The following is a 15,195-nucleotide window of genomic DNA, read 5'->3' on the forward strand; positions in this document are numbered from 1 at the left end:
CACCTTTCGTTCGTTCAGTTGCCAATCGTAATCGTAGCGTATTTTGCCTGAAAACTCGGCCAGTTCCGGGCGGTAGTGGGTTAGGTGATCAAACAGCGCTTCTTTGTCGCCAAAGTCTGCGGCAAACCAATCATAAATTGAGGAGAGAGTGAGTGTCTCACCTTGTATCTCTGCTCCTTTATAACTATTGATAAATGCCTCTGCGGCTTGTTCTAGCAGCGCTTCAGTATTCTCTGCGGTGAACGCAGACGCCTGCAAGTTTGGACAGCCAAGACTGGCGCAATTGACGGCGTAGTGAGTACGAGGATCCTGCCAGATTGGGCGTAAAATGCGGTGCTCGATATCGTTGAGAGTGACCTCTTGGCCATTGATCGTCAGGACATCTTGATCCCAAGGACCAAAGCTAAATAGCCCACCGAGTTTCGTTATGGATGATACGGGGTAGTGGTCGATGATGAGTTTAACGGTGACGGCATTGTACAGGTTTACCCAATAGGCATATTGCTGGTTCTGGCGTAATTGACGAGGGTCGAGCGTCTCCAATGACTCGATATATCGATTGAGTTTGAGTGTATCTTGAGGCTCAAACGCGCCATAACGCAACAGATGGTCTTCGCCTTGCACAACCAGATATTTATCAAGGAGCTCTTGCCATGCTTGATGAGAGATTGACTCAGCGTGTTCCGGGTTGCTTGTGTTCCAATATGCCCAAAGTTTTGATTCGGGTGCAGCCAACGCGGAGGTAGGGGCGAGCAGGAGAAGTGCAGCGAGCGATGTTTTCATCTTATACCTTTACAAATCTGATCTTACAAATCGTACATAATGATTGAGACCCGCCGAGTGGCTGATATATTTCATCTTCAGAGTGGTCAAAAAAAAGCTGGCAGGTTGCCAGCTTTATGGTAAGTGCGAGATTAACGCAAGAACTCGGGGATATTCGCCTCAAAAGCGGCGATCTTCTCTTCGTGTTGTAAGGTCAAACCGATGTTGTCGAGTCCATTGAGCAAGCAATGACGACGGAACTCATCGATCTCGAAACTGTACTCTTTGCCGTTAGCACGCACTTTCATCGCTTCTAAGTCCACTTCCACTTCCGCGCCTTCAGTGGCCTCAACAAATTGAAAAATCTCGTCGACTTCTTGTTCTGCTAAGCGCACAGGGACCATTTGGTTGTTGATCGAGTTGCCGTAAAAAATATCGGCAAAGCTCGGCGCGATCATGGCTTTGATACCGTAGTCGGCTAACGCCCAAGGAGCATGTTCACGTGATGAACCACAACCAAAGTTCTCGCGTGCGAGCAGGATTGAGGCCCCTTTATAACGGGGAGCGTTGAGGACGAAGTCCGGGTTAGGCTGTTCGCCGGCATCATCTAGAAATCGCCAATCATGAAAGAGGTGCTTGCCAAACCCTAAGCGCGACACCTTTTGTAGGAACTGCTTAGGAATGATTGCATCAGTGTCGACATTCGCTGCATCGAGAGGCACAACCAAGCCGGTATGTTGTTTAAATCCTGACATGTGGTGTCTCCTTAGTTTAACTCACGAATATCAACAAAGTGGCCAGCAATGGCGGCAGCCGCGGCCATGGCAGGGCTGACTAGATGGGTACGACCCCCACGGCCTTGTCGACCTTCAAAATTTCGGTTTGATGTGGAGGCGCAACGCTCTCCTGGCCCTAAGCGGTCATTGTTCATGGCAAGACACATAGAGCAACCAGGTAAGCGCCATTCAAAGCCAGCTTCTTTGAAGATGACATCGAGCCCTTCAGCTTCGGCTTGCGCTTTCACTTGCTCGGAACCCGGTACGATCAACGCTTGCACATGAGCCGCCACTTTGCGTCCTTTCGCCACTGCGGCAGCGGCGCGCATATCCTCGATACGAGAGTTGGTACAAGAACCAACGAATACTTTATCAACGGAGTAGTCAGACAGCGCTTTGCCAGCTTCTAGTCCCATGTAGGCAAGGGCTTTCTCAGCAGAGGCTTTCTCGATAGGATCTTGAAAGCTCTCGGGCGTAGGGATTGGACTATCGACGGCGATCACTTGTCCTGGGTTTGTCCCCCAAGTGACTTGTGGTTTGATGTCTGCACCATTTAGCGTAACGACTGCGTCAAACTTGGCGTCATCGTCGGTTTTCAGGGTTTGCCAATACTCTACGGCAGCGTCCCAGTTGGCACCCGTAGGCGCAAATTTACGACCTTTGATGTAATCGAAAGTGGTTTGATCGGGTGCAATCAGGCCTGCTTTAGCGCCTAATTCAATTGCCATGTTACACACCGTCATACGACCTTCCATCGACAGATCTCGGATCGCTTCACCACAGAACTCGACTACGTAACCCGTGCCGCCTGCGGCAGTGGTCTTCCCTATGATGGCAAGCACGATGTCTTTTGCTGTGATGCCTGGGGCGACCTTGCCTTTGACTTCAATCTTCATTGTTTTGGCGCGCGCTTGCTTCAAGGTTTGAGTGGCAAGCACATGCTCAACTTCTGAGGTGCCGATACCGAATGCCAAGGAACCAAAGGCGCCGTGCGTTGCGGTATGTGAGTCACCACATACGATGGTCATACCCGGAAGTGTAATACCGAGCTCAGGGCCCATGACGTGGACAATACCTTGGTATTTGTGGTTGATGTCATAAAGTGTGACGCCAAATTCTTTACAGTTTTTGGACAGCGTTTCCATCTGGATTCGCGCCATTTCACCGGATGCATTGATGTCTTTGGTGGTGGTCGAGACGTTGTGATCCATGGTTGCGAAGGTCTTGCTGACTTGACGCACGGTGCGTCCTTTCTCACGCAAGCCATCAAACGCCTGTGGTGAGGTCACTTCATGCACTAAGTGACGATCAATATAAAGGATAGGGTTTTCACCCTCGGCTTCGACGGCGATATGTGCGTCATACACCTTTTCGTATAATGTTTTACCCATTGCTCTTCCTCGTCGTCCTTGTCGATAAACCCGCCAATGCCAAGCGGCGATTGGCGGTGTCATGACGACTTATAGTCTGTTGTGTTTGGTCTGTCGATTACGAGTTTAAAATGTATCCAGCGATTTTGTCGCCCATCTCTGAGGTCGTCAGAGCGGGGTTGCTACCGGCAAGGTCTGCGGTAAGCTCACCAGCGGCTAGCGCTTTTGACACGGCATGTTCAATATCTTGCGCTGCGGCTTCTTCGCCTAGGCTGTAACGCAGCATGAGCGCTGCAGACAGAATTTGCGCTACTGGGTTGGCGATGTTTTTGCCTGCGATGTCCGGGGCACTACCGCCAGCGGGTTCATACAGACCAAACTTGCTCTCATTGAGACTGGCAGAAGGGAGCATACCCATTGAGCCGGTGATCATCGCACACTCATCCGAGATGATGTCGCCGAAAATATTCGAGCACAGCATGACATCAAACTGAGCCGGATCTTTGATAAGCTGCATCGTGGCGTTATCGATGTACATGTGAGAAAGCTCAACATCTGGGTACTCTTTTGCGATCTGTTCCACCACTTCTCGCCATAGAATCGAGCTTTGCAGTACGTTCGCTTTATCAATTGAGCACACTTTCTTGCGGCGCAGCTGTGCAGACTCAAACGCAATACGCGCAATACGCTCGATTTCAAAGCGGTGGTAGACTTCGGTATCAAACGCTTTCTCGTTGGCGCCTTCACCTTCACGTCCTTTCGGTTGACCGAAGTAGATGCCGCCAGTCAGCTCACGCACGACGACGATATCAAAGCCACGCTCAGAGATGTCTGCGCGGAGTGGTGAGAAGGCTTCCAGTCCAGAATGGATTTGAGCTGGGCGCAGGTTGCAAAAGAGTTGGAAATGTTTACGTAGCGGCAGTAATGCACCACGTTCAGGTTGATCGTTCGGCGGTAGATGTTCCCATTTCGGACCACCTACTGAGCCAAATAGAACGGCATCGGACTCTTCACACGCCTTCACCGTGCTCTCTGGGAGTGGCGTACCGTGGTTGTCGATGGCGATGCCACCCACATCATGCTGTTCACGCTCAAAGCGGATTCCGTGCTTACTCTCAATCGCATCCAGTACTTTATTGGCTTGCGCCATTACTTCTGGGCCGATGCCGTCACCAGGGAGAACGGCAATGTTGTACGTTTTGTCTGTCATGTTAATCCTTTAATTTTAATTATCGTGAAGCCTAGAGACCGGAGTCTCAGGCGTCTTATACGGTTGCGATTTTTTTCTGTTTGATTTCAGCAATTTGGTTTGCACGGTGAATGCTGTTGATCACGTGAAGAAGGGCTTGGCCTGAGGCTTCGACAATGTCCGTTGAAACGCCGGTACCGTGATATTTTCGGCCTTTGTAGTTGGCGATAATATCCGCTTGGCCCAAACCATCTTCCCCTTCACCTTTGGCGGTTAAGTCAAACTTATCCAGCACAATATCATACCCAGTGACGCGATAGATACACTGGTACAAGGCATCCACCGGGCCATTGCCGACGGCTGCTTCGCAGCGCTCTTCATCACCGCACTGCAACTTGATACTGGTGGTGGCCATTACGCTACCAGATTGCACGCTGAGATAGTTCAACTTGTAGTAGTCATCTTCTTCGCGCAAGTTAGAGAAGTGCGTCAAGGCTTCCAAATCGTAGTCAAACACTTGCCCCTTGCGGTCAGCCAGCTTCAAGAAATCTTCGTACAACGCATCTAGGTTGTACTCTTCGCTCTTGTAGCCCATCGAGTCCATATGGCTCTTCACCGCGGCACGTCCACTGCGACTGGTTAGGTTCAACGCTTGGTTTTTCAATCCAATCGACTCTGGCGTCATGATTTCGTAAGTGTTCTTATTCTTCAGCATGCCATCTTGGTGAATGCCGGAAGAGTGGCTAAACGCGTTGGCGCCGACGATCGCTTTGTTGGATTGAATCGGCATATTGCACAATTGGCTGACGAGTTTACTGGTGCGATGGATTTCGTCGTGTTTAAGGCCAGTGTGAACGCCAAGCAGTTCTTGACGAGTTTTGATGATCATCGCGATCTCTTCGAGAGAGCAGTTGCCCGCTCGCTCTCCGATGCCATTAATGGTGCCTTCAATTTGACGTGCACCTGCTTGAACCGCTGCAATTGAGTTGGCAACAGACATACCAAGGTCATCGTGACAGTGAACAGAGATAATCGCTTTATCGATGTTTGGCACGCGGTTGAATAGAGTTTGAATAATGCCGCCAAACTCGTTGGGCACCGTGTAGCCTACGGTATCAGGGATATTGATCGTACTGGCACCTGCATCGATCGCCGCTTCGACCATACGACATAGGTTGTCAATTGGAGTACGGCCAGCGTCTTCACACGAGAATTCGACATCATCGGTATAGTTACGCGCATGTTTAACCGCTTTGACACCCATTTCGACTACATCGTCGTAGCTGCGGCGAAGCTTGTCTTGAACGTGCACTGTAGAGGTTGAAATGAAGGTATGGATACGGAATTGGTCTGCGACTTTTAATGCTTCAGCCGCCGCATCGATGTCTTTTGCCACTGCACGAGAAAGCGCACAGATTCGGCTATTTTTGATATTGCGAGCAATCGCTTGGACGGATTCAAAATCACCCGGAGACGATACAGGGAAGCCTGCTTCAATAACATCAACGCCGAGTCTTTCAAGCGCGTAGGCAATCTGCAGTTTCTCTTTAACTGTCAAACTTGCTGACAACGCTTGTTCGCCATCACGCAATGTGGTGTCGAAAATAATGACTTGATCGTTCATGTTTGCTTCCTTAGTGATTTCTACACATTTGAGTGAGTGAATCGATGACTTCCGGTTTCGTTATAGTAAAAAAAAGCCCGCATATTGATGCGGGCTTTTTGAATCTGTGTGGTGGTTTTTCGTCCACAGCCTACCCGCGCGATTTGGTCACGATAAGGAGGAGGCTCAGCAGGAGAGAAAAACGCATATACATGATTAACGTGTCCTTAAAGGTCGTTATATATCCACAAAATTAAGTTAACAAATTAGTACCGTACTCAACCGCATAGGTCAACCCTAAAGTGCAAGTTTTCTCCTCTTTCTTGTTTTCTTTATTTTCAACAGACGCAAAGTTTTGCGTTCTCTACTGAATGTTGATGTCACGCAACTACAGTGAAACGTTCACGAACCTGTCACCAAAAACGCTTAATTTGTCATCAATACCGTCATGGAAAGGAGTCGGTCATGCGTACTATCGAACCTATCGCAAAGTTAGATTTGGCGTTCTCATTGTTTTGCTTGCAGCACAAGTTTTCTTGGCCTGTGTCTCGCTTGAGCAAAGCCGTTTCTCACACAGGTGATGGGCACCTCTATGTGTTATTTGGCGCTCTAGCGTGGGGCTGGGGTGGCGATACTGGGGCTTGGTTTCTGCTTGTTGGTTTAACGGCGTTTCTTATCGAGCTTCCGATTTACTGGACGTTGAAAAACCTATTTAAGCGCCGCCGTCCGCAGGAGTTGTCAGATCTGGTGCCCTCTTTTATTACGCCATCCGATCGCTACAGTTTACCCTCTGGGCATACGGCAGCGGCGTTCTTAATGGCCACCTTGATCGGACACTTTTATCCAGGCTTAGCGGTCATCGCGTTAGTCTGGGCCTGTTTCATCGCCTTATCTCGTATCTTGTTGGGTGTCCATTTTCTCACTGATGTGTTGTTAGGCGCCGTCTTGGGCATGATGTGTGCTCAAGCTGCCCTCACCCTGATTGGAGGTTAATGAGTGAAAATACTGTATGGCGTTCAAGGCACTGGTAATGGTCATATCGCTCGTGCAAGAGCAATGGCACAGTGTTTAAAAAAGAGCGGGTTGGAGGTGCAGTTTCTCTTTTCTGGGCGAGAAAAGTCTAAGTACTTCTCTATGGAGGAGTTTGGCGACTATCAAACTCGGCAAGGCTTTTCATTTGTGACCAATAAAGGTCAGGTGGATTACCTAAAAACCGCCTTGAGCAATAACCCCTGGCACTTTTGGCGAGAAGTCAAACAGCTCGACTTATCTCAGTACGATCTCGTCCTCAATGATTTCGAGCCTGTGTCTGCTTGGGCCGCACGGCAACAAAACATCCCATCGATTAGCATCAGCCACCAAAACGCCTTTCGCTACCCTGTCCCTTTACGTGGCGCGAGTTGGTTTGATAGACAAGTCATCGAGCATTTTGCCCCAGCCAATTATCACATCGGGTTGCATTGGTATCATTTTGATCAACCCATTTTGCCACCAATTGTGCATACGCACAGAGAAGAAGTGGCAGAAGAAGCGTTTATTTTGGTTTATTTGCCGTTTGAAAGCACCGCCGACATTTCGGAGTTGTTGCTTCGCTTTGTTAACCATCGCTTTATCTGTTATCACCCAGAAATCATCGAACCTGAACTTATCGACAATATCGAGTTTATGCCACTCAGCGTCTCCTCTTTTCATCACCATCTCAATCGCTGCGGTGGGGTGATTGCCAATGGTGGTTTTGAGCTGCCATCAGAAGCGTTGACGTTGGGTAAGAAGCTGCTACTCAAGCCCTTGAGTGGGCAGTTTGAGCAACTGAGCAATGTGGCAACATTAGAGGATCTCGGGTTGGCGTCGTCGATGGAGATGTTGGATGCCTCGATTGTTCGTCGTTGGCTCGATGAGCCTGGAGCAGAGAGTGTGAATTACCCCGATGTCGCACAGGCAATTGTGGCGTGGATTGAAAAAGGGCGTTGGGATGATCAGTTGGCGTTGACCGGTGAACTATGGGAGCGAGTGGATTTTCCAAGTTATGTTACCCCCTCCTAGCGTTGAGATAGGCGCTACGTTGATTCGACAAAAACAGCATCAGTTATTGATGCTGTTTTTGTATCTGCGAGAGTAACTATTGATTCCCTCCATAATAGCGGCGCGATATGGAAATGCGCTAGGCATATAAAATATTTGTATATTTCTATAAAAAACAGCGTTTTAGTTATTTTTATATGTGGATTAACATGTTGATTTGTAAGTTCTTTCTGATTTGTATGATAAAAAATACTGATTAAATATCAATCTAGTTGATAAGCGCAGTTTGATTCGTTGATAGTAGTAATGCGTTAGGAAATATCTGACTTAGAAATACGAGTGCCATCCCGTGCCACGGCTTTCTGTTCCCCACCTATTCGCATCAAAAATATTGAATGAATTTGACGAATTTTAATGAGGCTTGCCAAATGAATGACAAGAAAGAATCGGTTAGCGCTATGTCTAGCTACCGTATGGAAAGTACGTTACGTGGAGTGGATCTCAACCTATTAACCGTGTTTGATGCAGTGATGCAAGAGCAAAACATCACACGCGCTGCGCATAACTTGGGCATGTCTCAACCTGCAGTGAGCAACGCTGTCGCACGCCTAAAAGTGATGTTTAATGACGAACTCTTTATGCGTCAAGGTCGCGGTATCCAGCCGACTCAACGCGCTCGCCAACTGTTTGGCCCTGTGCGCCAAGCGTTGCAACTGATCCGTAACGAGCTGCCAAGTTCTGTGTTTTCTCCTGAAACGTCAACACGTCTTTTCAAGCTTGGTATTTGCAGCCCTTGTGACATGCGTTTTGCACCAAAAATCATGGCAACGATTCACGAGTTGGCACCGAATGTTCAACTGCACCTCGATGCGGAATTTGACCGTCAATTGGCTGAGCGCATGCGTTATCAAGAAATTGATTTTGTGATTGATTACGCCCGTTTTGATGAGCAAGGTTTCTCAAGCACAGAAATCTTCCAAGACGAATTGGTTGTCGTCGCATCAAAAGCACACTCGCGCATTAACGGCAGCGTGAGCGCAGATGACTTGCTGCGTGAGCGTCACGCAAAACTGTCTAAAATCCATGGTCAACGTAGCTTCTCTGAGCAAGCTTATCGTGATCTAGACTTACAAGCGTACTATGAAGGTACGAGCTTGAGTAACGTGCTGTACGTGGTCGGTCAGTCAGAGCTCGTGACTATCGCACCGCGTTGGATGGTTGAAAATGCCGCCAACAAAGAGCAGCTACAAGTACTTGAGTTCCCGTTTGAGAACGCCAGTATCAGTGGCTACCTCAGCTGGCACGAGTCGAGTGAAAAAGACAAAGGCCACATCTGGTTGCGTGATCAACTGATGATGGTGTGCGGTGAAGTGGTCGCTTTAAACTAATTGACACACTTTTCTTGTATTAAAAAACCTTGGGTGGCTCTGGCCTCCCGAGGTTTTTTACTATTTAGCGGCAGAAGTTTGATGAGTGTCAGTTGCCTTTTCAAACTTGAAATGTACACTTGTGCGCTGAAATAAGGCTTACAGGTGTAAGCTAAAGGTAGAAGTGATGGCCAATTTAGATTTTCATATCGTACAACGAATTCGAGACAGAATTGCACAAGGCGCCGAGCGCGCCGCGCTCAAGCACAAAGTGAACGGTGCTTGGCAAGACATCAGTTGGAAGCAGTTCGGTCAGCAAGTGGACGCCGTGTCGCTTGCACTATTGGCTCAAGGATTGAGAATACAAGATAAAGTCGGCATTTTTTCCAACAACATGCCGCAATGGACCATCGCTGATATCGGTGCGCTGCAAGCCCGTATCGTGACTGTTCCTATTTATCCGACCAACACCGCCGCCCAGTCCGCATACATCGTAGAAAACGCAGATGTGAAAGTACTGTTTGTTGGCGAGCAAGCCCAGTTTGATGCGGCGTTAGAGATCACGACACTGTGCCCGCAGCTTGAGTTGATTGTCGCTATGTCCGATGACATCGAATTAGGGGATGCGCCGAACGCGATGAGCTGGAAAGGGTTTATTGCCAGCGGCAGCCAAGCGCACCAAGCGGAGCTTGACGCGCGTTTAAGCCAAGCAAACGCCGATGATCTGCTCACACTGATTTACACCTCAGGTACCACAGGTCAGCCAAAAGGCGTGATGCTCGATTACGCTAACATTGCCGCGCAACTCGAAGGGCATGACAAACGTCTGAGCCTCTCTCAAGAGGATGTGTCGCTCTGTTTCTTACCGTTGTCTCACGTGTTCGAGCGGGCGTGGACTTACTACGTGCTCTACAAAGGCGCGACCAATTGCTATCTGCAAGACACCATGCAAGTGCGTGATGCCTTAGGCGAAGTGCGCCCTACTGTGATGTGTGCGGTGCCAAGATTTTACGAGAAAATCTTCTCGGCCATTCATGAAAAAGTGTCTAAAGCCCCACTGATTCGCAAAGTGCTGTTCACTTGGGCGGTGAATATGGGCGCTAAGGTGTCGGCGTGTCATCAAGAGGGACGAAAGCCTTCTTTTCTACTGAAAAAGTCACATGCGCTTGCGGATAAGTTGGTTTTGTCGAAGTTGCGTGCTTTATTGGGTGGTCGCATCAATTTTATGCCTTGTGGCGGCGCAAAGCTTGATGAAACCATTGGCCGTTTTTTCCATGCCTTAGGCATTAACGTCAAGTTAGGCTACGGTATGACGGAAACCACCGCGACAGTGTCATGCTGGAGCGATACCGGTTTTAACCCTGACTCTATTGGTGTCACTATGCCCGGTGCGCAAGTGAAAATCGGAGAGAACAACGAGATTCTCGTTCGTGGCCCTATGGTTATGCGTGGCTATTACAAAATGCCTGAAGAGACAGCGAAGAGTTTTGACGAGCAAGGCTTCTTGAAGACAGGAGACGCGGGGCATATTGATGAGGATGGCCATCTCTTTATTACCGACCGTATCAAAGAGCTGATGAAAACCTCCGGCGGTAAATACATTGCGCCTCAAGTGGTTGAAGGGGCGATCGGCAAAGATCACTTCATTGAGCAGGTGGCGGTGATTGCCGATACGCGCAAATTTGTCTCCGCTCTGATTGTGCCTTGTTTTGACAGCTTGGAAGAGTACGCCAAAGAGTTGAACATTAAGTATCACGACAGGGTCGAGCTGATAAAACACCACCAAGTGGTCGAAATGCTGGAAAAGCGAGTCAAAGATCTGCAAAAAGAGTTGGCCAACTTTGAGCAAGTGAAAAAGTTCAAACTATTGCCTAAAGCCTTCTCAATGGACGATGGCGAGCTAACGCCAACTCAAAAACTGCGAAGAAAAGTGATTAATGATAAATATCAGGACGAAATCGAAGAAATGTACAGTGATAAGCCGGAACGCAAGTAGTTCCGCGCTAGGATAATTTTTCGATTGATGAAAAATCCCTCAATGGCATACATGAGTCATTGAGGGATTTTTTTTGCGCTTTACTCATCAGCTTTAGCCAATGAGATTAGGGTGATAAGAAGTGATGAAACAATATATATGACTAAAATTTTCCATTACTTTAATGCCTTGTATTGCTTTGGTGCCACTTGGTGAGTATTTAAGGCCCTGTTTCCTTGTTTAGTAGCATCTTGTCAATTTTGCGAGGTAAATCGCATTAGACCTGGTGCTAATTAAACGTTACATTTGTTGCGTTACCTTGCTTTTTGTTACGACAGAGCAGGACATAGCCGAAAAAGTGTATGTATTTCGATTAGGCTACGAATAAGCCCTAGACTATGTAAAACCAGCTCAATTGATTGACCTTATTGATTGAGGTACTGGTAAGGAGAAAAATATGGCAGCAATGTTGTCCGGAGCAGAGATGGTGGTGCAATCTCTGATCGAAGAAGGCGTTGAACAGATTTTTGGATACCCAGGTGGTTCCGTTCTTGATATCTATGATGCGCTGCACGCCAAAACCGACCAAATCAAGCACGTTCTCGTGCGTCACGAACAAGCCGCTACCCACATGGCCGACGGCTATGCAAGAGCAACGGGCAATCCAGGTGTGGTGCTTGTCTGTTCTGGACCCGGTGCGACCAATACCATTACGGGGATCGCGACGGCGTACATGGATTCTATCCCGATGATCGTCATTTCTGGCAACGTGCCCAATAACCTGATTGGCAACGATGCGTTCCAAGAGTGTGACATTGTTGGTGTCTCTCGTCCTGTGGTAAAACACAGCTTTTTGGTGAAAAAAGCGGAAGATATTCCTGAAACGGTCAAAAAAGCCTTTTATATTGCCACTACCGGACGACCAGGTCCTGTGGTGATTGATTTGCCTAAGGATGTGATGAATCCTCTGGTGAAGCTGCCTTACGAGTATCCTTCATCCATCTCAATGCGCTCTTATAAGCCGACAACCAGCGGGCACAAAGGGCAGATCAAAAAGGCGCTGAAAGCGCTGCTCGACGCGAAAAAGCCGGTTCTTTATGTCGGTGGTGGCGCGGTGATCGCCGAAGCAGATAAACCGCTGCTCAAATTGGCAGAAGCGCTGAATTTGCCGGTTGTTAGCACACTGATGGGGCTAGGGGCTTTTCCCGGCACACACAAAAATGCGCTCGGTATGCTCGGGATGCATGGTCTGTATGAAGCAAACATGGCGATGCATAACGCCGATCTGATCTTTGGTGTTGGGGTTCGCTTTGATGATCGCACCACCAACAATCTAGAGAAATATTGTCCCGATGCGAAAGTTATGCATGTCGACATTGATCCCTCATCCATCTCTAAAAACGTCAAAGCGGATCTGCCGATCGTCGGCTCTGCGGACAAAGTACTGCAAGCTATGGTTGATCTGCTAGAAGATCAACAAGCATCCAACGATCAACAAGCATTGACTCGCTGGTGGGACGACATTCAAACATGGCGCGATCGCGCTTGCTTAGCGTATGAAACCTCTCCAGAGCGGATTAAGCCTCAGCAAGTTATCGAGACACTGCACAAGCTGACGAATGGCGACGCTTATGTGGCTTCTGATGTTGGTCAGCACCAGATGTTTGCCGCGCTCTACTATCCGTTTAATAAACCTCGCCGCTGGATCAATTCTGGTGGTCTAGGCACGATGGGCTTTGGCCTTCCTGCGGGTATGGGAGTGAAATTTGCTAAGCCGAATGAAGAAGTGGTTGTCGTGACGGGCGATGGCAGTATTCAGATGAACATCCAAGAGCTCTCTACGGCGATGCAGTATGATATTCCGGTGAAGATCATTAACCTCAACAACCGTTTCTTGGGCATGGTCAAACAGTGGCAAGACATTATCTACCAAGGGCGACACTCCAACTCCTACATGAGTTCTGTTCCTGACTTTGCAGCCATTGCACAGGCGTATGGGCATGTGGGTATCCGTATCGAAACCCCCGATCAGCTGGAAGCGGGCCTAAAGCAAGCTTTGGATATGAAAGATCGTTTGGTGTTTGTGGATATCAATGTCGATGAAACAGAGCACGTTTACCCAATGCAGATCAAAGGCGAGGGTATGGACAAAATGTGGTTGAGCAAAACGGAGAGAACCTAATTATGCGACATATTATTTCACTACTACTGGAAAACCAGCCGGGCGCCTTGTCTCGCGTGGTGGGGCTATTCTCTCAGCGTGGCTACAACATTGAGTCATTGACGGTATCACCGACAGACGATGAGACCTTATCACGCCTCAACATTACGACCATTTCAGATAACATGCAGCTTGAACAGATTCAAAAGCAACTGCACAAGCTGATTGACGTGCTGAAAGTGCAAGAAGTCACCGAGTTTGAGCATATCGAACGCGAACTGATGATGGTGAAAGTCAAAGCCAGTGGCTTTGCTCGCGCTGAAGTGAAGCGCACGGCGGATATTTTCCGCGGCCAAATTGTCGATGTGACCTCTTCGCAATACACCGTTCAGTTGGCCGGGACCAGCGACAAACTGGATGCCTTCATTCAAGCGATTTCTGAAGTGACGGACGTGATTGAAGTGGCGCGAAGTGGCGTGGTAGGCATTGCTCGCGGAGAGCGAACGCTCAAGCCATAAACCCATCTTTAATTAAGTTTATCCCAATAAAAAACCACCTCGCGGTGGTTTTTTATTGCTGCTCAACGAACCATTAGTGCAGGATTCGCGCGCGAATGGTGCCTTCAATGCTTTTTAGCTTCTCAAGCGCCTCTTCAGAGCGGCCCGTTTCAACGTCAATCACCACGTAGCCGATCTCTGCGCTGGTTTGCAGATACTGAGCCGCGATGTTGATGCCGTCTTCTGCGAAGATGGTGTTAATTTGCGTCAGGATGCCAGGACGGTTTTTGTGAATGTGCAGCAAACGCGAGCAGTCACGGTGTTCAGGCAACGACACCTCTGGGAAGTTAACACTCGATAGGGTTGACCCGTTGTCTGAGTATTTCGCTAATTTACCCGCGACTTCTACGCCGATGTTCTCTTGCGCTTCTTGTGTCGAACCGCCGACATGAGGAGTGAGGATAACGTTATCAAACTTCTGTAATGGCGATTCAAATGGGTCCGCATTGGTCTTTGGTTCCACCGGGAACACATCAATCGCCGCGCCAGCTAGGTGGCCTGATTCCATTGCATGGCACAGCGCTTCAATATCCACCACGGTACCACGAGCGGCGTTGATGAAGATTGAGCCTGGCTTCATGCGAGCAAACTCTTCAGCGCCCATCATGTTTTTGGTTTCTGGCGTTTCTGGTACGTGCAGAGAGATGACATCACACTTATTGAGAAGCTCACTCATGGTGTGGACTTGTGTCGCGTTGCCAAGAGAGAGTTTGTTTTCAATGTCGTAGTAGTAGACGCGCATACCCAAGTTTTCAGCGATGATGCCAAGCTGGGTACCGATGTGACCGTAACCAATGATGCCAAGGCGTTTACCGCGTGCTTCGTAAGAGTGATCGGCACTCTTCTTCCAAATGCCACGGTGGGCAAGGGCATTCTTTTCAGGGATACCGCGAAGGAGTAGGAGAACTTGACCTAGCACCAACTCTGCCACACTGCGCGTGTTTGAGAATGGGGCGTTAAACACTGGAATACCGCGAACGGACGCCGCATTAAGATCCACTTGGTTGGTACCAATACAAAAACAGCCAATCGCGACTAACTTTTCTGCAGCATCAATCACTTCCTTGGAAAGATTGGTGCGCGAGCGAATACCAATAAAGTGGGCATCTTTAACGGCTTCTAGAAGCTCATCTTCTGCAAGGGAACCTTTATGGTACTCAATGTTGGAGTAGCCAGCGGCTTGCAAAACTTCGACCGACGATGGGTGAAGGCCTTCTAGGAGTAGAATCTTAATTTTGTCTTTTTCCAGTGAAACTTTGGCCATTATGTTCATCCTTATAATGGGAAATTGGGGCTTAACTGGCGCACATGTTAAATGACAACGTTTTTTCGACACTTAGTGTGACGCAAACGTTTTCCTTGTGCGTCTTCTGCTCACTAAGTTAACAAAAAAAATACAGCTTGGGTAAGAAA

General features: G+C 48.5%; 12 protein-coding genes. 6 read left to right on the forward strand and 6 right to left on the reverse strand.

The window, feature by feature from the left end; translation table 11 throughout:
- The 5 genes from AC6R0S_RS00005 to leuA form a co-directional block, all read right to left on the reverse strand.
- A partial coding sequence (locus AC6R0S_RS00005) for a DUF547 domain-containing protein (protein ID WP_500636950.1) occupies positions 1–783 on the reverse strand: 783 nt, incomplete at its 3' end.
- A gap of 131 nt (positions 784–914) precedes the next feature.
- Positions 915–1,517 carry a 3-isopropylmalate dehydratase small subunit gene (gene leuD, locus AC6R0S_RS00010; protein ID WP_334554132.1) on the reverse strand — a complete coding sequence of 201 codons (603 nt, stop codon included), beginning with the start codon at positions 1,515–1,517 and terminating at the stop codon, positions 915–917.
- Positions 1,518–1,528: 11 nt separating this feature from the next.
- Positions 1,529–2,929 (reverse strand): 3-isopropylmalate dehydratase large subunit, encoded by a 1,401-nt coding sequence (gene leuC / locus AC6R0S_RS00015; protein ID WP_500636951.1) that lies wholly within the window; start codon positions 2,927–2,929, stop codon positions 1,529–1,531.
- 97 nt (positions 2,930–3,026) lie between these two features.
- On the reverse strand, positions 3,027–4,118 hold the full coding sequence (gene leuB / locus AC6R0S_RS00020; RefSeq protein ID WP_500636952.1) for a 3-isopropylmalate dehydrogenase: 1,092 nt from the start codon (positions 4,116–4,118) through the stop codon (positions 3,027–3,029).
- 55 nt (positions 4,119–4,173) lie between these two features.
- On the reverse strand, positions 4,174–5,721 hold the full coding sequence (gene leuA / locus AC6R0S_RS00025) for a 2-isopropylmalate synthase (RefSeq protein WP_500636953.1): 1,548 nt from the start codon (positions 5,719–5,721) through the stop codon (positions 4,174–4,176).
- A 444-nt stretch (positions 5,722–6,165) separates the two neighbouring features.
- Between leuA and AC6R0S_RS00030 the strand changes: the two genes are divergently transcribed.
- The 6 genes from AC6R0S_RS00030 to ilvN all read left to right on the forward strand — a co-directional run bounded on the left by AC6R0S_RS00030 (position 6,166) and on the right by ilvN (position 13,743).
- Positions 6,166–6,693: a phosphatase PAP2 family protein gene (locus AC6R0S_RS00030; protein ID WP_487901394.1), complete on the forward strand. Its 528-nt coding sequence runs from the start codon at positions 6,166–6,168 to the stop codon at positions 6,691–6,693.
- Between the two features lie 3 nt (positions 6,694–6,696).
- Positions 6,697–7,743 carry an MJ1255/VC2487 family glycosyltransferase gene (locus tag AC6R0S_RS00035; protein WP_500631824.1) on the forward strand — a complete coding sequence of 349 codons (1,047 nt, stop codon included), beginning with the start codon at positions 6,697–6,699 and terminating at the stop codon, positions 7,741–7,743.
- Positions 7,744–8,150: 407 nt separating this feature from the next.
- On the forward strand, positions 8,151–9,110 hold the full coding sequence (gene leuO, locus AC6R0S_RS00040) for a transcriptional regulator LeuO (RefSeq protein WP_500626336.1): 960 nt from the start codon (positions 8,151–8,153) through the stop codon (positions 9,108–9,110).
- A gap of 166 nt (positions 9,111–9,276) precedes the next feature.
- Positions 9,277–11,085 (forward strand): AMP-dependent synthetase/ligase, encoded by a 1,809-nt coding sequence (locus AC6R0S_RS00045; protein WP_500631823.1) that lies wholly within the window; start codon positions 9,277–9,279, stop codon positions 11,083–11,085.
- Between the two features lie 436 nt (positions 11,086–11,521).
- Entirely contained in the window at positions 11,522–13,246 is a 1,725-nt protein-coding gene (locus AC6R0S_RS00050; protein WP_500626338.1) for an acetolactate synthase 3 large subunit, read from the forward strand.
- A 2-nt stretch (positions 13,247–13,248) separates the two neighbouring features.
- The gene (ilvN, locus tag AC6R0S_RS00055) at positions 13,249–13,743 is read left to right on the forward strand and encodes an acetolactate synthase small subunit (protein ID WP_334554152.1); all 495 of its coding nucleotides are present in this window, start codon (positions 13,249–13,251) and stop codon (positions 13,741–13,743) included.
- Positions 13,744–13,816: 73 nt separating this feature from the next.
- Here the strand turns inward: ilvN and serA are convergent, their stop codons facing one another.
- Positions 13,817–15,046: a phosphoglycerate dehydrogenase gene (gene serA, locus AC6R0S_RS00060; protein ID WP_487901390.1), complete on the reverse strand. Its 1,230-nt coding sequence runs from the start codon at positions 15,044–15,046 to the stop codon at positions 13,817–13,819.
- Between the last annotated feature and the right edge of the window lie 149 nt (positions 15,047–15,195).

Source organism: Vibrio sp. R15-SG3-ISO1B, assembly GCF_059833835.1.